This is a genomic window from Zhongshania sp., from assembly GCF_047636175.1.
Taxonomy (GTDB): Bacteria; Pseudomonadota; Gammaproteobacteria; order Pseudomonadales; family Spongiibacteraceae; genus Spongiibacter.
Genome location: NZ_JBLIKC010000008.1, coordinates 121,345 through 141,101 on the forward strand (window position 1 = coordinate 121,345; position 19,757 = coordinate 141,101).

The 19,757-nt window shown below is 50.6% G+C and carries 20 protein-coding genes; 17 read left to right on the plus strand and 3 right to left on the minus strand.

Translation table 11 applies throughout. The features are described from left to right. Nucleotides 1–65: 65 nt before the first annotated feature. The gene (locus ACI955_RS06690; RefSeq protein WP_415242957.1) at nucleotides 66–317 is read left to right on the plus strand and encodes a TIGR03643 family protein; all 252 of its coding nucleotides are present in this window, start codon (nucleotides 66–68) and stop codon (nucleotides 315–317) included. Between the two features lie 142 nt (nucleotides 318–459). Here ACI955_RS06690 and ACI955_RS06695 read toward each other — a convergent pair whose 3' ends face one another. After that, nucleotides 460–627: a DUF2256 domain-containing protein gene (locus ACI955_RS06695; protein WP_415242958.1), complete on the minus strand. Its 168-nt coding sequence runs from the start codon at nucleotides 625–627 to the stop codon at nucleotides 460–462. A 183-nt stretch (nucleotides 628–810) separates the two neighbouring features. Then, complete coding sequence (locus ACI955_RS06700) at nucleotides 811–1,437, minus strand: MSMEG_1061 family FMN-dependent PPOX-type flavoprotein (RefSeq protein ID WP_415242959.1); 627 nt, start codon at nucleotides 1,435–1,437, stop codon at nucleotides 811–813. A 48-nt stretch (nucleotides 1,438–1,485) separates the two neighbouring features. Between ACI955_RS06700 and ACI955_RS06705 the strand changes: the two genes are divergently transcribed. Together ACI955_RS06705 and ACI955_RS06710 are read left to right on the plus strand one after the other, a co-directional pair. Continuing rightward, nucleotides 1,486–1,974 carry a cryptochrome/photolyase family protein gene (locus ACI955_RS06705; protein WP_415242960.1) on the plus strand — a complete coding sequence of 163 codons (489 nt, stop codon included), beginning with the start codon at nucleotides 1,486–1,488 and terminating at the stop codon, nucleotides 1,972–1,974. Between the two features lie 118 nt (nucleotides 1,975–2,092). Then, a complete protein-coding gene (locus tag ACI955_RS06710) occupies nucleotides 2,093–2,539 on the plus strand; it encodes a DUF3429 domain-containing protein (protein ID WP_415242962.1) in 447 nt (148 codons plus the stop codon). Nucleotides 2,540–3,170: 631 nt separating this feature from the next. Here ACI955_RS06710 and ACI955_RS06715 read toward each other — a convergent pair. Next, the gene (locus ACI955_RS06715) at nucleotides 3,171–4,916 is read right to left on the minus strand and encodes a potassium/proton antiporter (protein ID WP_415242963.1); all 1,746 of its coding nucleotides are present in this window, start codon (nucleotides 4,914–4,916) and stop codon (nucleotides 3,171–3,173) included. 419 nt (nucleotides 4,917–5,335) lie between these two features. Here ACI955_RS06715 and ACI955_RS06720 point away from each other — a divergent pair, with 419 nt between their 5' ends. The 14 genes from ACI955_RS06720 (at nucleotide 5,336) to ACI955_RS06785 (ending at nucleotide 19,704) form a co-directional block, all read left to right on the plus strand. Next, nucleotides 5,336–6,211 (plus strand): CoA transferase subunit A, encoded by an 876-nt coding sequence (locus tag ACI955_RS06720; protein ID WP_415242964.1) that lies wholly within the window; start codon nucleotides 5,336–5,338, stop codon nucleotides 6,209–6,211. A 30-nt stretch (nucleotides 6,212–6,241) separates the two neighbouring features. Then, nucleotides 6,242–7,045 carry a CoA-transferase subunit beta gene (locus ACI955_RS06725; RefSeq protein WP_415242965.1) on the plus strand — a complete coding sequence of 268 codons (804 nt, stop codon included), beginning with the start codon at nucleotides 6,242–6,244 and terminating at the stop codon, nucleotides 7,043–7,045. A 25-nt stretch (nucleotides 7,046–7,070) separates the two neighbouring features. Beyond that, nucleotides 7,071–8,144: an NAD(P)H-dependent flavin oxidoreductase gene (locus tag ACI955_RS06730; RefSeq protein ID WP_415242966.1), complete on the plus strand. Its 1,074-nt coding sequence runs from the start codon at nucleotides 7,071–7,073 to the stop codon at nucleotides 8,142–8,144. A gap of 2 nt (nucleotides 8,145–8,146) precedes the next feature. Continuing rightward, nucleotides 8,147–8,899, plus strand: coding sequence for an enoyl-CoA hydratase family protein (locus ACI955_RS06735; RefSeq protein WP_415242967.1), 753 nt, complete (start codon nucleotides 8,147–8,149; stop codon nucleotides 8,897–8,899). Nucleotides 8,900–8,916: 17 nt separating this feature from the next. After that, nucleotides 8,917–10,089 carry an acyl-CoA dehydrogenase family protein gene (locus ACI955_RS06740; RefSeq protein ID WP_415242968.1) on the plus strand — a complete coding sequence of 391 codons (1,173 nt, stop codon included), beginning with the start codon at nucleotides 8,917–8,919 and terminating at the stop codon, nucleotides 10,087–10,089. Between the two features lie 491 nt (nucleotides 10,090–10,580). Beyond that, complete coding sequence (locus tag ACI955_RS06745; RefSeq protein ID WP_415242969.1) at nucleotides 10,581–11,636, plus strand: acyl-CoA dehydrogenase family protein; 1,056 nt, start codon at nucleotides 10,581–10,583, stop codon at nucleotides 11,634–11,636. A gap of 40 nt (nucleotides 11,637–11,676) precedes the next feature. Further along, a complete protein-coding gene (locus tag ACI955_RS06750; RefSeq protein ID WP_415242970.1) occupies nucleotides 11,677–12,825 on the plus strand; it encodes an acetyl-CoA C-acetyltransferase in 1,149 nt (382 codons plus the stop codon). 36 nt (nucleotides 12,826–12,861) lie between these two features. Beyond that, a complete protein-coding gene (locus ACI955_RS06755) occupies nucleotides 12,862–13,746 on the plus strand; it encodes an SDR family oxidoreductase (RefSeq protein ID WP_415242971.1) in 885 nt (294 codons plus the stop codon). 38 nt (nucleotides 13,747–13,784) lie between these two features. Then, on the plus strand, nucleotides 13,785–14,324 hold the full coding sequence (locus ACI955_RS06760) for a YfaZ family outer membrane protein (protein WP_415242972.1): 540 nt from the start codon (nucleotides 13,785–13,787) through the stop codon (nucleotides 14,322–14,324). A gap of 77 nt (nucleotides 14,325–14,401) precedes the next feature. Continuing rightward, nucleotides 14,402–15,565: an acyl-CoA dehydrogenase family protein gene (locus tag ACI955_RS06765; RefSeq protein ID WP_415242973.1), complete on the plus strand. Its 1,164-nt coding sequence runs from the start codon at nucleotides 14,402–14,404 to the stop codon at nucleotides 15,563–15,565. A 19-nt stretch (nucleotides 15,566–15,584) separates the two neighbouring features. Beyond that, nucleotides 15,585–16,784: an acyl-CoA dehydrogenase family protein gene (locus ACI955_RS06770; RefSeq protein WP_415242974.1), complete on the plus strand. Its 1,200-nt coding sequence runs from the start codon at nucleotides 15,585–15,587 to the stop codon at nucleotides 16,782–16,784. 48 nt (nucleotides 16,785–16,832) lie between these two features. After that, nucleotides 16,833–17,621, plus strand: a complete 789-nt coding sequence (locus ACI955_RS06775) for an SDR family oxidoreductase (RefSeq protein WP_415242975.1) — start codon at nucleotides 16,833–16,835, stop codon at nucleotides 17,619–17,621. A 39-nt stretch (nucleotides 17,622–17,660) separates the two neighbouring features. Then, nucleotides 17,661–18,863, plus strand: a complete 1,203-nt coding sequence (locus ACI955_RS06780; protein ID WP_415242976.1) for an acetyl-CoA C-acyltransferase — start codon at nucleotides 17,661–17,663, stop codon at nucleotides 18,861–18,863. 202 nt (nucleotides 18,864–19,065) lie between these two features. Continuing rightward, the gene (locus ACI955_RS06785; RefSeq protein WP_415242977.1) at nucleotides 19,066–19,704 is read left to right on the plus strand and encodes a glutathione S-transferase family protein; all 639 of its coding nucleotides are present in this window, start codon (nucleotides 19,066–19,068) and stop codon (nucleotides 19,702–19,704) included. Nucleotides 19,705–19,757: the final 53 nt, after the last annotated feature.

A 19,757-nucleotide genomic window follows, 5' to 3' on the forward strand; every position in this document is an offset into this window, starting at 1 on the left:
TTATGTTCTTAATCTAAGCTCGCTTCCACGACGTAATAACCACTTTGGGTTTTAAGGGCTTAGCTATGGAATTGCTAAAAGCAGATGAATCACGCGTCATCGAGATGGCTTGGGAAGATAGAACCCCCTTTGAGGCTATTGAAGCAGAATATGGTTTAAACGAGCAGCAAGTGATTACGTTTATGAGGCGAAGCCTGAAACTATCTAGCTTTAAGCTTTGGCGCAAAAGAATGCATGGCCGTCAAACAAAGCATGGCAGTCTTCGAGATCCTGCCGTTTCAAGAGGATATTGCTCAACTCAGTATAAGCATCGCTAGCGTTAAAAAGCGGCGATCTATTCAGCGTTCGAAGAAGCTGGGCAGTCGAGCTTGATTTTTGAAGCATCTTTGGCAAGGTAAAAATTGTTTCAGTTGACCTAAAGATTGCTATTCATTCGTCGATTGGCGCAGTTGTAATGCCTCAATCGGGCTGACTGTCTATTTGAGTGCTCGCGCCCGAGCGGCGGCATTTTTGGGAGCAATAGAGCACTTCATCCCATACTTTGGCCCATTTTTTACGCCACACAAACGGCCGAGCGCAGGTCACACAAATCTTCGTCGGCAAGTTTGATTTTTTAACCATTTTCATTTGTAAAATTCTCGTTGACTGTCGATCTCATGCCTGGATTTTAGCCAGGCTCGATAGCTGCCTGTTTTGAGAGGGTTGCCCATCAATCGTTTCACTGGCTTTTCGCGCAATCAATAAAACTGCTCAATATTGGTAAAAGATGCGCGATCCGACAGCGCCACTGCTTTCACAGCGTCTTTATGATTACAAATTAAATTTGTAATCGGCTTTCACGGCCTGCTCAACAACCATTTCGGTAGCCTTCGCGGCGATCTTGCCCCCTTTCTTACTGTTACCCGCAATCTCCTTACCAAAGGACACATGAAAGGGTTCTGGCCACGCCTCAGGATGCCAAGCCTGACTGCGCTTAAAGGCTTTTGCACAATGAAAAAAGCACTGCTCGATTGTGACCTGAATCAGCAGCAGTGCCGGTTTGCCATTCGCCTTGAGCGTCTGGCTCAGCGCGTCGTCTGTGAACAGTTCGGCGCTACCGTTTATTCTAAGGGTTTCTTCCGTGCCGGGGATGAGGAAGATCAATCCAATTTGGCCGGTTTGCAAAATATTGCTATGACCGTGCAGCAATTTATTGCCGGGCCTGTCGGGGATAATCAATGTGTGTTGGTCGACGATGTTTATCAAGCCCGGCGCATCACCTTTTGGTGAAACAGTGGCGCCACCCTCGCTTCCATAACTAGCAATAAAGAACAAAGGCGAGCGATTAATAAAATCTTGCGCGCGATCATTTAAGTGGTCGTAAATTTTTTGTTGAGTCATCGCATGAGGCTTGCCCAGCAAGGCTCGCAGCTCTTCTTCGCTTGTTATTTTTTTCATGGTCATTCACCAAAATAATGTTGGCCGTCCACATAAAAAGGACTGACCGTGAGCTTCGTATGCGGAACTATACGACTTTTTTTAACCGCTCGCACACATGAGGTGGAGCATATCATCATCACGGAGCTAGGCGAGCACAGCGTATTAATGGAACCGCAAAGCTGGGCAGAGATATTTGATCTGCCGGCGTTCATTCGCCCTGACGCCCAGTTTTTATGTGATCATGCAGAATGTGAAAGCTGGAGCGCTGGACGCGAAAGCCTGCGCATGGAATGTTCCTACCGCCATATGCGCAAAAAATATTTTGTGCTGATGGCTGGCGATCAGTTGGCTGGCGGTCAGCGGAATGTCGACAGCGACAACAGAAAACCATCCCAGCCCAGTTTTGAAGTCTCAGACACCTTCCACAAAGCGCGAGATGTCTTGAGCCAAGACGTGCCACGGTTGCTTGAAACCCAATTCTTAAGTCATATGGGCGATACTAGCCAGTTTTATTTTGCGGTAATCGTAATAGCTTGGCCAAAAATCATAGGGTAAGGATGATGTATAATTTCTATGATCTGATCACAGACGACAAAAAAACAGGCCATTCATGACCACAGCATTAAGTCTTCTTCTGGCTTAGATGCAAACACCAATACCGGGTAAATCTGAGATGACGCACGCAATCCCCAAAGCACCACTGATCCTTGGCCTGTCCGGACTGATCCCGTTCATCTGGGGAGCGCTGAGCCATGCGAGCCCCGATGTCATGACATGGGGCGCAAGTTGGGTCGGGGCTGGCCTGCTTGGAGCTGCGGTGCAAACCATCTACGGCGCGGTCATCCTCAGCTTTATGTCTGGAGTGCTGTGGGGCTTTGCGACTAAGGCCCAAGGCGTCACAGCTACCGCATGTTATGTGATGTCTGTGCTGCCCGCCCTCTGGGTCTTCTATGTGATGTCCAGCGGGGTTGACCCCAAAATATCTTATCTTATGGCTGGGTTTGCAGGCCTGTTTATTTTGGACGCGATATTTTACCAACTTGGCTTAACGCCAAGATGGTGGCTCCACCTGAGGGGATTGTTAACGACTATTGTTTTATTGTGCCTATCCGTAAGCTAGCCGACATATAACGCAAGACTAGGACGCCTATGAAGGCATTCCCTATATTTCTGGCCAGCATCAATAGCTTTTGAAATTGCCTCTGGCGTGGATTTTCCACCGCGTTTAGTAAGTTTCACCCGCAAGGGTAATTTAGCGCCACAAAGCACCTCGACACTCGTTGATAGAAAAAGTGTTTCCACAGACTCAATCCCTGAGTTCAGATATATTTGAGGCGATGACGGTTTTGCGAGAGTGGAAATTGGCGGCGGATCAAACGTCACCGGCAATTCGATACTTTATTAACACAGAGGACGGCGTACAGTTTATTAACTCGCACTTTTCGCGTTGACGGTGGCCACTACTTCGGACTAGTGAATACCTGCTTTGAATTATCCGCCCCGATTCATGAAATTTGGATAAAGGATATCTTTAGGCTTACTCCAAACTCCGCTGTCGTCACGGTTAATTAAAGATCGGTCAGCTTAAAAATCTTTATTTAAATGGCTCTGCTGCGCCACCATCGTAATCGCCAAGTGGATTCGCTCAGCTTGAGTTTTATTGTTGAAGAACCCCTCTGCGTCCAAGCCCCTATAAAAGCAATAGTGCTGATGTATAAGAACAGTCCTGAGGGCGGACGGGGAATGGGGGGTTATATACCGTCGTCGGCTGAACCCTGCTTGAGCTTAAGACCCACCAATGAGATTTCCCCATTCTTGATTTCCTTAACGATAAGTTTGAGTTTGGGGAATGTCAGGGCGTCGCCGACGACGGGCCGGCCATTAAACTTTTGCGTAATGTGCTCGCCTACCGTGAGGTGTTTTATGTCGTCTGGGACATCAAAGCCATAAAGGACAGCAAGATCGCCCAATGCACCGCTGGCGCGAATCGAAAAGTCACCGAAGTAGCGTGACGAGAGTTCTGATGATAGCCGTGAAATAGACGGTGAAAATATCTCAGCCAATTTCTCAGCGATGCCGGTGGTGGCAATGATGACGACTTGATCGTTCTCTTCTAAGGTGTTGTTCTCATTCGAGCTAAGCGGTATTTCGTCGCGGATAAGCGCCACTAAGTGTGTGCTGTCAGGTAAGGCGAGCGTCGCAAGGGATTTCCCTATCACGCTGCTACCGGCTACCACCTGATAGACCACCAGGTCTTTATGAGGGTTGCTGGGTAAGTGGGTGCTTCTAAACCCCGCCAGCTTTAGCGCCACTGGCAAGTCTACTTTTAACCAGCGGGCCATTGGTGCGATTGTCCAGCCTTGGATAACGAGCGAGGTGAGAACAACGAAAAACACCAGCTCAAAGAATATGTGGGCATTCTCTAAGCCCGCGAGCGAGGGGAATAGCGCGAGGATGATGGGTACTGCGCCACGCAGACCGCACCAGCTTACGAAGACTTGATCTCGCCAGGGAAACCGAAACGGGGTTAGGGCCAGTGCAACCGCGATGGGTCTTGCGACGAAGATCAACACGCCGGCGACAATGAGTGCGGGGATGATGATTGGCGGTAGCAGGCTGGGCTTGACCAATAGCCCCAGCATTAAAAACATACCAATCTGACTCAACCAGGCGATGCCGTCGTGAAAGCGTCGAATGTCGTTCATATACAAGAACGATGTGGTGCCGGTCATGACGCCAGCGATGTAGACCGCGAGGAAGCCGCTGCCACCAATAAAGCTAGTGCCGCCAAACAGCGTGAGGGCGGCGGCAAAGACCATTAGCGGATACAGCGAGACGGGCAGTGTTACTTTTTTGAGTGCGGCGGGAATAATGTAGCCGCCGAGCAGACCCAAAATGAGACCTAGGCCCATTTGCTGGATTAGCTCTGCGAACAGTAGCCAACCGTTTAACCCTTTGGGGCTGCTGAGTGCTTCAACTAGCGCAATGGTGAGGAAGATGGCCATGGGGTCGTTGGAGCCAGATTCTATTTCTAGGGTGGCACCGGTGCGATCTTTTAAATTCAGGCCGGCATTTTTGATTAGACCAAAAACTGCAGCGGCGTCGGTAGAGCCTACAATCGCGCCAATTAGCAAACCTTCTTGCCATGGTAAATCGAGAATGTAGCTCGCTGCGGCCCCGGTGATTCCAGCTGTGATGAGTACACCCACGGTCGCTAAAGATAGTGCTGGGCGCAAGCTCCGGCGAAAGGTATCCATGCGCGCGCCAAGGCCGCCATCAAATATGATAATGGCGAGTGCTAGGTTGCCAATTAGGAAGGCGGTGTTGATATCGTCAAATTGAATACCACCGATACCGTCCTCACCTGCCAGCATGCCGAGTAGCAGAAAGATCAGTAATAGGGGGGCACCTAGGCGGCGCGACACGATGCTGGCAAACACTGCAAAGAGAAACAGGACGGCACCGATAAAAACAAATTGGTATGTTTGCTCAATCATCTTTGTGCGAAGTGCTCGTTTGTGGGTTTGAATATGAAGTTGAGTGTCAGTGCGGATATGGCAAGCGAATACGTGATGCTGTGTAATCTAAGACTATGCTTAGGAGTATATCCCATTAAAGGCGTTTTCAGCATTTTCCCGCGACTGCGCCAGGGCCTAAGTGCATTCCCCAAAAAAACATCAAAAGTCCCTTAATACTGCCGATTTGGACAAAGTGGCGGCTAGCCGTAGGCCTGCGCGTCTATTGGGGAGAATATCCTAATCCAAACGGCTTAATGCGTAGTGCTGGGTATCGATAATTAATGTTTTGCATAATATATTGATGTTATATTTACGTATATCGTAATTTCGGTGTGTTGGCGACGACCTTTTGGGACAGCCCGCGCACCGCTCTAGTTGTGAAAACCCAAGGAGCACTCGTGAACAAGCAAATGAGTTTGCAAGAGATTGTCGGTCAGTTAAGTGACGGCATGACAATTGGTATTGGTGGTTGGGGGCCGCGTCGTAAGCCGATGGCGCTGATCCGCGCGATCCTTCAGTCTGATTTAAAGGATTTAACCATTGTTGCCTATGGCGGCGCGGATGTGGGCATGCTGTGCGCTGCCGGCAAGGTTCGCAAGTTGGTGTTTGCCTTTGTGTCTTTAGATTTTATTCCGCTGGAGCCTTATTTCCGCGCAGCCCGCCAGAGTGGCTCGCTAGAGGTGATGGAAATTGATGAGGGCATGATGCTGCTGGGCTTGCGCGCTGCAGCCTGGGGTTGCCCGTTTATTCCAACGAAGATCGGTTTGGGTACTGACCTGATCAAGTTCAACCCTGATCTTAAAGTGATAGACAGTCCCTACGACGACAAAGAGTGGGTGGCGATGCCGGCCCTAAAACTCGACGCGGCGCTGGTACATGTTGATCGCGCCGATGTGCGCGGTGTATGCCAAATAAAAGCCCCAGATCATCATATGGATGACTGGTTTGTGCGTGCGGCAGATAAAACCTATGTGACCTGTGAAGAGATTGTTGAGGCGTCTGCGTTTGCCGATCAGCTTGAGGCTCGTTCGGTTTTTTGGGAGCGCAACTTCACTACTGGCGTCGCCTTGGTGCCGGGCGGTGCACATCCTTCGTCGTGCAGCCCTAACTACGGTTTTGATATTCCACATTTTCAGGAATACAACGCCTCAGCCAAAGAGGGTGGTTTTGCCGCCTACTTTGACAAATATATCAAAGACAGCAGCGAAGCAGAGTATCAGGCCAAGGTTGGCGGTCTGGATGCGATTCGTAAATTGCCACAGCCCGTTTATTAATCGTCTAACAGGTAATTAGGAGAATTGATTATGAGTACACCTGCAAGCGATTATAGTTTGGCAGAATTAATGATTTGCGCGAATGCGGCAGCCTACGAACACGACGGCGAAATATTGGTGACCGGTATTGGCGTACTGCAGCGGCTTGCTGCTAGCTTGGCGATGCTGACCACCAATCCCGGCATTATGATGACCGATTCAGAGGCGTGGATTTTGTCGACGCCAAACCCGATTGGTAAGCGTCCCGCCGACTTTGTGCAAATGAACGAAAACTGGATGGGCTTTAGTCGTATTTTCGACAACGTCTGGAGTGGACGTCGTCATCTTACCGGTGGACCTACCCAGATTGACCGTTTTGGTCAGGCCAATATTTCTGCACTGGGCGGCGACTACAACAAGCCCAAAGTACAGATGTTGGGTATGCGGGGCTTCCCCGGCAATTCAATTTGCCACGCCAATAGCTATATGGTTCCTATGCATAGCAGCCGTGTGTTTATCGAGGCTGAATGCGATGTGGTATGTACCATCGGCTTCAATCCCGAGCGTCTGCCTAAGGGCTATACCTTCGACGAAATCGATCTGCGCTGTATTTACACCAATTTGGGTGTGTTTGATTTTAACGGCCCAAATCACCAAATGCAGATTGTAAGCCTGCACCCCGGCGTGACCGTGGATGAAGTGGTATCTAATACCGGCTTCGAGGTGCATGTGCCCGATTCGATTGCGACAACCGCAGCGCCAAGTGAAGAGCAACTGGCTATTATTCGTCAGATGGATCCACATAATTTGCGCAGCAAACAGTTAAAAGATAATCCACCGGGCGCGCGTGCTTAATTCGGAATAAGGCGAAAAACACACTATGTCTAATCTTCTAGAGACTCGTATTACGCGCTTATTGGGTTGCCGCTATCCGGTGATCCAAACGGCCATGGGCTGGGTGGCTGATCCCACTTTGGTTGCCGGCACCGGTAATGCGGGTGGCTTCGGTTTTTTGGCGGGGGCAACCATTCCGCCAGCTGAAATGGAAGCCGATATTCTCAAGGTGAAATCGCTGACCGACGCCAACTTCGGCGTCAACTTTCATATGTATCAGCCCAATGCCGCCGAGATTGTCGATCTAGTGATTAAGCACAAGGTGAAGGCGGTAAGTTATTCGCGTTCGCCCGGCAAAGACATGGTCTCTAAATTAAAAGATGCCGGTGTGGTGTGTATGCCAACCATCGGTTTGCCCAAGCACGCGATTAAAGCCGTGGAAATGGGCGCAGACGCAGTCACCGTGCAGGGCGGCGAGGGCGGTGGTCACACCGGCTCGGTGCCAACGACCTTATTGCTTCCACAGGTGGTCGATGCGGTAGGCGCGCAGGTGCCGGTATTGGGCGCAGGTGGTTTTAAAGATGGACGCGGCTTGATTGCGGCCATGGCCTTTGGCGCCGACGGCATCGCCATGGGTACGCGCTTCTTGCTGACCAAAGAAAGTCCGGTACCAGAAGCTACCAAACAGCGTTATTTGGATTGTAAAAACCCCGGTGAAATTATTATCACCCGGGCGCTTGATGGTATTCAGCAGCGCATGATTTTAAATCGCTTTTTAACTGAACTTGAGCGGGCTGGCGGTTTGAAGAAATTGGTAATTGCATTGCGCAATGGCCTCGCTTTTCGCAAGTTTACCGGTGCCAGTATTCTTGGTTTGCTGCAGTCGGCCCTAGCCATGAGTAAAGACGGCGAGCTGACTCCAGCGCAGGCAATTATGTCGGCGAACGCGCCGATGATTATTCAAAAAGCGATGGTAGATGGTCTCCCTGATGATGGCGTGTTGCCCTCGGGTCAGGTTGCCGGCGTAATTGATACCTTATTAAGTTGTGAAGAATTAATTAGCGGTCTGGTTGCCGAGGCCGAAGCCCAATTACAGCGTTTACACGCGCAGGGGAAATAATAATGACTCAGCCATTTTCCACTCGAATTGATAGCGGCATTGCCGAAATGATTTTTAACCATCCGCCCGTGAATGCGTTTAATAGCGCAGGCTGGATAGCGATTGCCGCTGAGCTAAATGCGCTGGGTGAAAACCCCGACGTGCGCGCCATTATTATCGCCGCAGAGGGCCGTGGTTTTTGCGCCGGTGTTGATATTAAAGAGCTTGCCGCCAACAGCGCGATGATCACCCGAGTAAACAAAGGTAATTACGATACCTTCAAAGCGATTCATCGCAATCCCAAGCCGGTGATTGTAGCAGTGCACGGTTTTGTATTGGGCGGTGGTATTGGTATTAGCGGCGCGGCAGATGTCTTGGTGGCGTCGGAGTGTGCGACCTTTGCAGTGCCTGAAGTAGACCGTGGTGCAATGGGCGGCGGCGCGCATTTGCAGCGCATGTTCCCTGTTCAAAAAGTGCGCTATATGTATTTCACTGGCGAGCCCATCGATGCCCAAGAAGCTTACCGCCTTGGCGCCGTAGAAAAAGTGGTGCCGCGCGACCAGCTATTAGATACCGCCCGTGATATCGCACGCAAAATTGCGATCAAATCACCGCGTATGGTGCAGCTTGCCAAAGAGGCGCTTAACGGCATTGAAGACGGCAATCTAGAAGATAAATATCGCTTGGAGCAGGGCTTTACTCAAGAGGCCTATGCCGATCCTGATTCGCAAGAAGCCAAGACTGCTTTTGTTGAAAAACGCGACGCCAAATTTTAAAAAATTCGGAAGACATCATGCAACTTGAATACACCGAACAACAAAACGCTTTCCGCGCCGAAGTGCGCAGCTGGCTAAAAGCCAATGTGCCTGCCGAGCCGCTGCAGTCATTCGATACCGAGCACGGTTTTCAGCAGCATCGCGAGTGGGAAGCCAAGCTCTACGAAGGCCGCTGGGGCATGATTACTTGGCCCGAAGAAATGGGCGGTCGCGGTGCAGACTTGCTGCAATGGCTAATTTTTGAAGAAGAATACTACGCGGCGCGCGCGCCACTGCGGGTAAACCAAAACGGTATATTCTTGCTCGGTCCCACGCTGATGGAATACGGCAGCGACCAGCAGAAGAAACGCTTTTTAAACGGTATGGCCACAGGCAAAGATATTTGGTGTCAGGGCTGGTCCGAGCCGAATGCCGGTTCAGATATGGCGGCTATTCGCTCAACGGCAACACTGAGTGAAGACGGCAGCCACTATGTAGTCAACGGCCAAAAAACCTGGTCTACCCGCGCGGTATGGGCTGACTGGTGCTTTGGTATGTTCCGCACCGATCCTGACTCACAACGTCACAAGGGCCTGACTTTTATCTTAGTGCCGCTGGAGTCAGAGGGCATTACCGTTCGCCCGATTCCCCAGTTAGATGGCCTGCCCGGTTTTGCCGAAATCTTTTTCGATGACGTTAAAGTGCCTGTCGACTGCCGCTTAGGTGGCGAAGGCGAAGGCTGGGGTGTGGCCATGGCCACCGCTGGATTTGAGCGCGGCTTAATGCTGCGCTCACCGGCGCGTTTCCAAGAAACTGCTAAACGCCTTGTTAATTTGTATAAAGCCAATCAAGAAAGCGCGGACCAAGACCCCGCCGTGCGCGACGCGGTATTACGCGCCTATTTAGATGCCGAGGCCTATGCGCTCACCACTTATCAAACAGCCTGTCGTTTAATCCAGGGTGGCAAGATTGGCGCAGAGGCATCGACCAATAAAATATTTTGGTCTGAACTCGATCAGCAAATGCATGGCTTGGGTTTGAAGATTTTAGGAGCGCGGGCAGAGCTATTAGCTCATGCCCCAGATGCCGGCGAAGTAGGTACCTGGCTAGACGGTTGGTTGTTCTCACAGTCTGGACCGATTTACGCCGGAACGAATGAGATACAGCGCAACATCATCGCCGAACGGATGTTAGGCATGCCGAGGAAATGATCTTTAAGCGCAGCGATCTTTTTGTACGCTGACTGCGTTAAAAAAGTGCTCGGTTGGTCACGTATTAAATATACGCTCCCGCCCTGCGCGCATTTTTGCCTTGCCAGCGCACAAGAATCTGCGCTGCTTGAATCGACGGGAAATTTATTTTTGGTTAATGGTTAGAACGATCTAGAAGAGTTATAGCGCAACTCCATTCTATTACCGTTATCCCCGTGAACTAGGTGAATTGCGGAGCAAGAGAAGGCAGCCTGGGCTGAGCGGGGATCCATAGACCGCGGATTACGTGTCATAACGTACTTCGAAAAGAAGAAGAGCATTCGCTCCGCTCATATGGATACTCGATCAAGTCGGGTATGACGAAGTTGGAGCGCAGTGAGCGGGGAGCCATATGCTGTTGGCTAGTTTAGTACCGCGTAAGAATTGATATTAAACAGACGTAAGCAGAAAAATTTTAGCGGCGAGTAAACAAGAGCCCAAAAGGTGAACGGATGGATTTTACATTTAGCGAAGATCAATTGTTGTTTCAAGAATCAGTGCGGGATTTTCTGATTAATGAAGTCACGCCAGCAACCATTCGCGCTGCATGGCAGACCGAGTCTGGACGCAGTGATGCTTTATGGCAGCAGTTCGTTGAGATGGGCTTGACCGGTATCACGGTGCCTGAGGCCTTTGGTGGCTTGGGTATGAATGAATTAGATTTTGTCCTACTGGCGCAAGAGGCCGGATACGTTGCTCTGGCTGAGCCGCTGGTGCACAGCGCCTTGGTCGCGGTGCCAGTCATCGTTAATTGTGGCAATGCAGAATTTGCAGCGCAGTGGCTCCCAAAAATTGCGGCGGGGGAGGCCAAAGCGGTTGTTGGCTTAGAGATAAATGGCTTGGTTGAAGACGCTCATATCGCCGATGTTTTGATTCTTGAGAAAGCCGGCGCGGTATATGCCCTTGAATCGGCTGCGGTAGAGCTGCGCTACAACGAATCTATCGATCTTGGCCGCAAGTTATTTTCAGTTGAGTTTAATACTGAGGCGGCGCTCAAGTTGGCCGATGGCCAGCAGGCGAAAGATTTGATTGAGTTCGCTTTAAATCGCGGTGCCTTGGCAGCAGCGGCGCAGGCCTTGGGTGTGAGCCAAAGGATGATTGATCTCTCTGTACAGTACACCTCGGACCGCAAACAGTTTGGGGTGGCGATTGGCAGTTTTCAGGCGGTTAAACACCATATGGCCAATATTGCCTACAAGCTGGAATACGCAAAAACGCCGGTTTATCGCGCGGCCTACGCTGTGGCGAATGGCTTGAAGACGGCGTCTCACAACGTTAGTCACGCCAAAATTGTTGCCTGCGAAGTCGCTGACTTTGCCGCCAAAAATAGCATTCAGGTGCATGGCGCAATGGGTTACACCTGGGAAGTGGATTTACATATTTTTATGAAGCGTGCTTGGGCGTTGAATAACCATTACGGCACTGCGGGCTTCCACAAGCAGCGTGTAGCAGAATTTATATTCTCAGATCACGCCCAGCTAGGCGCAGGTAATACTTTCGCGGCTTAAGTTTTTGTATAAAACGTAATAAGAACATAGAGAGAAGACCATGGCAGAAGCATATATCGTAGACGCAATTCGTAGCCCTACAGGTCGCCGTAAAGGCGGTCTTGCCCATGTACACGGCGCCGACCTTGGCGCGCATGTATTGAATGCTATCGTTGAGCGCAACGGTATTCCAGACAATGAATACGATGATGTTATTTTCGGCTGTGTTGATACGGTTGGTCCCTTGGCTGGCGATATTGCTCGCAGCGCTTGGTTGGCGGCTGGACTGTCACAGGAAGTGCCCGGTACGACTATTGACCGTCAATGTGGTTCTTCGCAGCAGGCAGTACATTTTGCGGCTCAGGCAATTATGTCGGGTTGTATGGATGTGGTTGTTGCCGGCGGCGTGCAAACCATGACTCAGATTCCTATTTCATCAGCCATGACCTTAGCTGCGCCCTTGGGATTCACCGATCCCTTCTCAGGATCAACCGGATGGGTTGAGCGTTACGGCGCTGCGCCACCGACGCAATTTAACTCGGCACAGATGATTGCGGATAAGTGGAATTTGTCTCGCAAAGATTTGGAATTGTTTTCCTACGAGTCGCACCAGCGTGCCTTGAAAGCCATTGCCGAGGGTCGTTTTGATCGCGAAATTATTCCCTTTGGCGATGTGACCATGGATGAGACGCCGCGCAATTCCAGTTTAGAGAAAATGGCAGAATTAAATTATTTGTTCGGCTGCGACAAAGTGACGGCGGCGGTATCTAGCCAAACCTGCGACGCATCTAGCGCGGTATTGGTGGTCAGTGAAGCAGCTTTAAAACGCTATGATTTAACCCCGCGGGCACGCATTCATCACATGAGTGTAAGGGCAGATGATCCCATCTGGATGTTAACAGCACCGATATCGGCAACCGAGTACGCTTTGAAAAAAGCCGGTATGTCTTTGCAGGATATCGACCTTGTTGAAATCAATGAGGCTTTTGCTTCAGTGGTATTGGCTTGGTTGCAGGAGACCGGCTACGACCACGCTAAAACCAATGTGAACGGTGGCGCGATTGCGCTAGGCCATCCACTGGGTGCGACCGGTACCAAGTTAATGACGACATTACTTCATGAGCTAGAACGCACTGGCGGCCGCTATGGCTTGCAAACCATGTGTGAAGGCGGCGGTCAGGCGAACGTCACTATTTTAGAGCGGCTGTAATCAGTTACCGAATAATAAAATGTAAGGATGGGTTAAATGGGAATTTGTAATAACAGAGTGGTGATTATCACCGGTGCGGGTGGCGGCCTAGGGGCGGCGCATGCAAAAGTATTTGCTGCTGAGGGTGCCTCGGTTGTGGTTAACGATATTAATGAAGCTGCCGCCCAAAAAGTGGTAGATGACATTACGGCCGCAGGTGGTAAGGCGGTGGTGAATACCTCTGATATTACCAACTACGATGATAGTTTGAACGCAGTGAAACAGGCTATCGATACCTTTGGTGAACTACATATTGTTTTAAATAATGCCGGAGTTAACCGTGACAGGATGTTTGCGTCAATGACGGAAGCGGAATGGGACACCATTATGGCCGTGCATTTAAAAGGCCATTTCTGCATTACGTCGCACGCGGTTCACTACTGGCGCGGCAAGTCAAAAGAAGGTAAGGCCGTTGATGCTCGTATTATTAATACTACCTCGGGTGCGGGTTTGCAGGGCTCAGTTGGGCAGTCAAATTACGCAGCGGCTAAAGCAGGTATTGCAGCGCTAACGTTGAATCAAGGTGCGGAGCTAGCTCGCTACGGTATTACCGCCAACGCGGTAGCGCCTGCTGCGCGTACCAATATGACAACGGCTGTGGAAGCAATGGCCACCCGTATGGCTAAACCCGATGACGGCAGCTTTGATTTTTGGGCGCCAGAGAATGTGTCATCACTGCTGGCGTGGTTGGGCAGTTCAGAGTCTGCACACGTTAACGGCTGTGTGTTTGAAGCTGAAGGCGGGAAAATTTCTCTTGCCGATGGTTGGCGCAAGGGACCTGAAGTTGATAAAGGCGCGCGCTGGGAGCCTGCAGAGGTGGGCGAAGCGGTAAAAACCTTGATGGCGGAGGCAGTTCCCGCTCAGAAAGTGTATGGTAGCTGATTTTATCCTTTGACGTTTACATCAGGAGAATCACTACCATGAAAGCCCCTATTATTGCAGCGACCGTGTTAGCTATTGCAAGCAGTTCGGCATTTGCCGGCGGTATTGCCTTTCGTTTCGGCGACGATAGTTTCGGTGTGTCGCTCGCGGGTGATTTGAGTGCTGAAAGCAGTGCTCAATTCGATTGGCTCCACCATGAAGATGATGGCGATATGGTCGCCTTGGGTGCGTTTGCTAACGGCCAGCGCGGCTCTTTGAGCGGACGGCTTGGTGCCAAGGCGATTGGTCTTGAGGCTGACGACGCCGATATTAGCGGCGGCGCGCTCGCCTTTGGTGGCGACGTGAGTTTGCCACTGAATGAGATTGTGCGGTTACGTGGCGGTGCGTATTACGCGCCAGAAACCACGGGCTTTGGCGATATTGAAGGTTACCAAGAATGGTCGGTGAGCGCAGAGTTCACTATTTTTCAAAACTCAGCCATTCAGCTTGGCTACGGTGATATTGAATTTGACGTTGAGCAACGCGGCGAATTTGAGTTTGAAGACGGCCTCTTCGTACGTTTACAGCTACGTCTATAAGGCGCTGCTGGTGAGTAACGCCCTAGGCGTTGCTCACCGCGTAAATGCGAAGATCGCTGTCAGGTTTCGGAGACAGTATGGAATTCGCATTTACACAAGAACAGGAAATGATCCGCGATACCGCGGCAGCTTTCCTTAAAGACGCTTCTACCAGTGCTGCCATTCGCGCCGCAATGGAGAGCGATCTAGGTTATTCCCCAGAACTTTGGCAACGCATCTGCACCGAAATGTATTGGCAGGCCCTGCATATTCCCGAGGAATATGGCGGCATGGGCTTAGGCTATGTTGAGCTGGTCGCCGTGCTCGAACAGATGGGTCGATATCTGCTGTGCTCGCCTTATCTTGCCACCGTTGGCATGGCGACTAACGCGCTATTGATTGCCGCTAGCGATAGTCAGAAAGCAGCCATTCTTCCACAACTGATCGAAGGCAAGACTGCCACTGTCGCATTTAATGGCGGCCGCAGTGTTTGGGACTCCAGTGCAGTCACGGCGACTTATCGTCGCGAGGGCAATGAATTTACCCTTAATGGCGATTACCGCTATGTGCTTGATGGTCACAGCGCAGATTATTTAATTCTCGCTGCGCGCGAAGTGGGTAGTCGCGGCGATGAGGGTCTGAGTTTATTTGTCTGCGCTGGCGATAGCGCCGGTGTTCAGCGTTCGCGATTAGCGACCATGGATCAAAGCCGACGTCAGGCGACTATTCAACTTAAGGATCTGCGTTTACCTGAAACCAGCGTGATGGGTGAGCTTGGCGCAGGCGCTAAGCCCTTGGCGAAAATCCTAGACTTAGCCACTATTGCCTTGGCGGCGGAACAAGCCGGCGGTATGCAGCAGATACTGGATATTACTGTGGACTACACCAAAAGCCGCAGTCAGTTTGGTCGCACGATTGCCGGCTTTCAGGCTATTAAGCACAAGGCTGCCGATATGATGTTGCGCAACGAAGTCGCCCGTTCTGCAGTCTATTACGCTGCCTGTGTCGCTGATGATGCGCTCTGCGCGGGGCCGCTGGCGGGTGAGTTGGCAGAGGCCGCAAGTATTGCTAAATCTTACTGCTCGGAAGGGTATTTCAAAAATACTGGCGAAGCTTTGCAGATGCACGGCGGCGTGGGTTTTACCTGGGAATACGATGTGCACTTGTATTTTAAGCGTGCCAAAGCCAGTGAGCACTTCTTGGGTAGCAGCAGCTATCACCGCGAGCGCGTTGCGGTGATGCTGCTAGATACTGCATGTTAAGAATAAGAGTAAGTCTATTATGAAATTACAATTCAGTCCTCAAGATGAAGCATTTCGCAGCGAGATTGCCGGCTGGCTTGGCGACAATTTAGTCGGCGAATTTGCACAGCTTAAGTTTCGCGGTGGCCCCGGCGACGAGCATATGTTTCCTGAAGAGCGCAAACGCTGGGAGCGTAAATTAGCCGAAGGCGGCTGGACCTGCGTAGGTTGGCCACAAGAATATGGCGGCCGCGGTTTACCGATTGAGCAGCAAGTTATTTTCTTTGAAGAATATGCCCGCGCGGGTGCGCCGGGTCGTATGGGCCATATTGGTGAAGGTTTAACTGGCCCCACCTTAATTGCCTTTGGTAGCGAAGAACAAAAAAAGAAGTACTTACCCGGTGTTTTGGCGGGCACAGAGTTTTGGTGTCAGGGTTATTCTGAACCTAGCGCCGGTTCTGATCTAGCGAACGTGAAAACCAAGGCGCGCTTGGATGAGGCCAGCGGTAAATGGATTGTGAATGGTCAGAAAGTCTGGACCTCACTGGCCCACGAATCTGAATATTGCTTTGTGATTGCCCGTACCGATCCGGATTCGAAAGCCCACAAGGGCCTGGGTTTTTTCTTAATAAAAATGGATCAGCCAGGCGTTACCGTAAGGCCTATTGAGCAGATCACTGGCACCTCGGAATTTAATGAGGTTTTCTTTGACGATGCCGAGTGTGATGCTGGTGACATTGTTGGCCTGCCCGGTGAAGGCTGGAAAGTGGCGATGGGATTGCTTGGTTACGAGCGTGGTGTGTCTACCCTTGGCCAGCAAATGGCATTTCAAAATGAGTTTAATGAAGTTGTTGCGCTGGCCAAAGACAATGGCGCCGCGCAAGACCCCGTTATTCGTCAGCGACTTGCTGACGCTCATATCGGCTTAAAAATTATGCGCTACAACAGTATGCGCATGTTGTCGGGCAATAGCGGTGACGGCAGTCTTCAAAAAGAAGCGCTGATTTACAAATTGTATTGGGCCACATGGCACCGTGATTTAGGTGAGTTGGCCATGGATATTTTAGGCGCAGAGGCCGATATTTTATTGGACGCGCCCTATGAATTGAATCGCTTGCAGTCGCTATTTTTGTTTACCCGTTCAGATACTATTTACGGTGGTACCAACCAAATTCAGCGCAATATTATTGCCGAGCGCGGCTTGGGTATGCCCAAAGAACTGCGTCCGCCGCAAAACTAATAAATCAGAATTTACTGCGTAAATACGCAAAATAATCTCGGAGAAATTATGAGCATTAAGGTTCCAGAATATGTACAGGGCCACGGCTTACTAAAGGGTAAGTCGGTGCTGATCACTGCCGCAGCTGGCGCAGGCATTGGTTTCTCTGCGGCGCAACGCGCTGTTGAAGAAGGCTGTCGCAGTATTATGATCAGCGATATTCATGAGGGCCGCTTAAACGCCTCAGTTGAGAAACTGAAGAGCGAAACCGGCTGCGAGCAGGTGTACGGCAAGGTCTGCAATGTTGCCATTGAAGAGGACGTACAGGCGTTAATTAACGCCGCTGAAGAGTTGCTCGGTGGTGTTGACGTATTAATTAATAACGCCGGTTTGGGTACGACAAAATTATTGATAGAGATGGAAGATCCAGAGTGGAATAAAGTCATCGACGTCACTTTGAATGGCACCATGCGAATGACGCGTTACATGATGAGAGTTATGAAAGAGCGTGGCCATGGTGTGATTGTTAACAATGCCTCGGTACTGGGCTGGCGAGCGCAAAAAGAACAGGCACATTACGCTGCTGCCAAGGCGGGTGTGATGGCACTAACTCGCTGCGCCGCCTTAGAAGCTGCAGATTTTGGGGTGCGCATTAACGCGGTGGCGCCGTCTTTAGCGGTACATGCGATGTTGAAAAAATCAGCGCCAGAAGCACTGCTAGCCGAGCTTGAAAGCCGCGAAGCTTATGGACGCGGTGCGGAAGTGTGGGAGGTTGCAAATATTATGATGTTCCTCGCATCTGACTACTCCAGCTATATGACCGGCGAAATTGTGAGCTGCTCATCGCAGCGTGCCTAATCTGAAATATAAAATAACTAATTTTAAAAGGACATCATCATGAAAGAAGCCGTAATCGTTTCAACCGCCCGGACCGGTATGGGTAAATCATTTCGCGGAGCCTTAAACAATACTGAAGCACCCGCTATGGGCGGACATGTGGTTCGCGCCGCCGTGGAGCGCGCCGGGATTGATCCCGGCTCAATTGACGATGTGATTTTTGGTGCAGCGGCGCAGCAAGGTACGCAGGCCTATAACCTTGGGCGCTTGTGTGCCGTTGCGGGTGGCCTGCCCAATAGCGTGCCGGGCATGGCGATAGAGCGTCAGTGTTCCTCTGGCTTGATGTCTATTGCTTGGGCTGCAAAGTCGATTATGTGCGACGAAATTGATATCGCAGTAGCCGGTGGTCTGGAGTCGATCTCGCTAGTGCAAACCAAACATAAAAATAGCCATTGCAGTGTTTCGCAAACCGTATTAGATATCGACCCCACCGCGTATATACCAATGTTAGAAACCGCTGAGATTGTCAGTGATCGCTACGGCATTAGCCGCGAAGCGCAGGATGTGTATTCACTGCAAAGTCAGCAGCGAGTCGCAGCCGCCCAGCAAGCAGGTTTGTTTGCCGATGAAATTGTGCCTTTTGCCACCAGTATGTCGGTGTTTAACAAAGAGACCAAAGAAACCAGCTTTAAAGATGTGCTGTTGAATAGCGATGAATGTAATCGTCCAACGACGACCTTAGAAAGTCTGTCATCACTCGACCCGGTGTTTAAAGATGGCCAGTGGGTGAAGCAGGGCCGTTTCATTACTGCCGGCAATGCCTCGCAACTGTCTGATGGTGCCTCAGCCTGCGTGGTAATGGATCGCAAGCTGGCCGAACAAAAAGGTTTGTCGCCTTTAGGGCTTTATCGCGGTATGGCAGTGGCCGGTTGTCAGGCTGACGAAATGGGCATTGGCCCAGTGTTCGCTATTCCTAAATTGCTAAAACGCGCCGGTCTCAAAGTAGACGATATCGGCCTGTGGGAATTGAATGAAGCCTTTGCCTGTCAGGTTATATACTGCCGTGATCAACTCGGTATTGATAACGAAAAATTGAACGTCAATGGCGGCGCGATTTCAATCGGTCATCCCTTTGGCATGAGTGGCGCCCGGATGGTGGGTCACGCATTGCTAGAAGGCCAGCGTCGCGGCGTGAAGTACGTGGTGGTGACGATGTGTATCGGCGGTGGCATGGGCGCAGCGGCGTTATTTGAAGTGCTGTAAGATATTATAAAAAGCCAATATTGCAGGAAAAGGAAACCGCTGTAGCGCAAGCTGCAGCGGTTTTTTTGTGCCTTTCAAATAGCTGGATTGTGGCCGGGTTAAATATTAAGTATGTTGAAGGCGCAGATCCGGCTCTCGCCTGCTAAAGGGCGTTTTTTGCGCTACCCAAACATCTAAAAATTTAACTGACAGGGATACAATAATGATCACAATTTATCATCTCGGCGCATCGCAATCCGATCGGATTGTGTGGTTGATGGAAGAGCTGAATCTAGGCTATAAATTAGAGTGGTTTGATCGCGGCGCAGATATGCTCGCGCCGCCGGAATATAGGGCATTACACCCGGTGGGTACCTCACCAATTATTCGCGATGGCGATCTCGTTATGGCGGAGTCCGCGGCCATTGTTGAGTATATAAGCCAGCGTCACGGTCAGGCTAAGCTCAGTATTGCACCTGACCATAAATGCTATCCCGATTATCTATATTGGATGCAGTTTAATAATAATTTGCAGCAGCTGTTCTTTACCAAACTGGCAATGGGGGATGTTGGCGAAGGCGGTGCGGTGGATATTGTTAAGGCGATGACCAAGCGTCGAGAAGATGCTTACTATCACTACTTGAACGACAGATTGGCGGAGTCAGCTTACTTGGCGGGACCGGAGTTTAGCTGCGCGGATATTATGGTGATGTTTAATTTAACGGCCTTGCCGTTGTTTGGTGGTCGAAGTATTGAAGACCTCGAACACGTAAAAGCCTATGTGGAGCGGATTTCCCAACGTCCTGCTTATATAAAGGCAATGGCGATTGCTGGTCCTGCGGCGCAACGGCCAGGGCAATAAAAAAGGCCAATACCTAGATTGGTATTGGCCTTTTAGCTTTAGCTTATTAATTA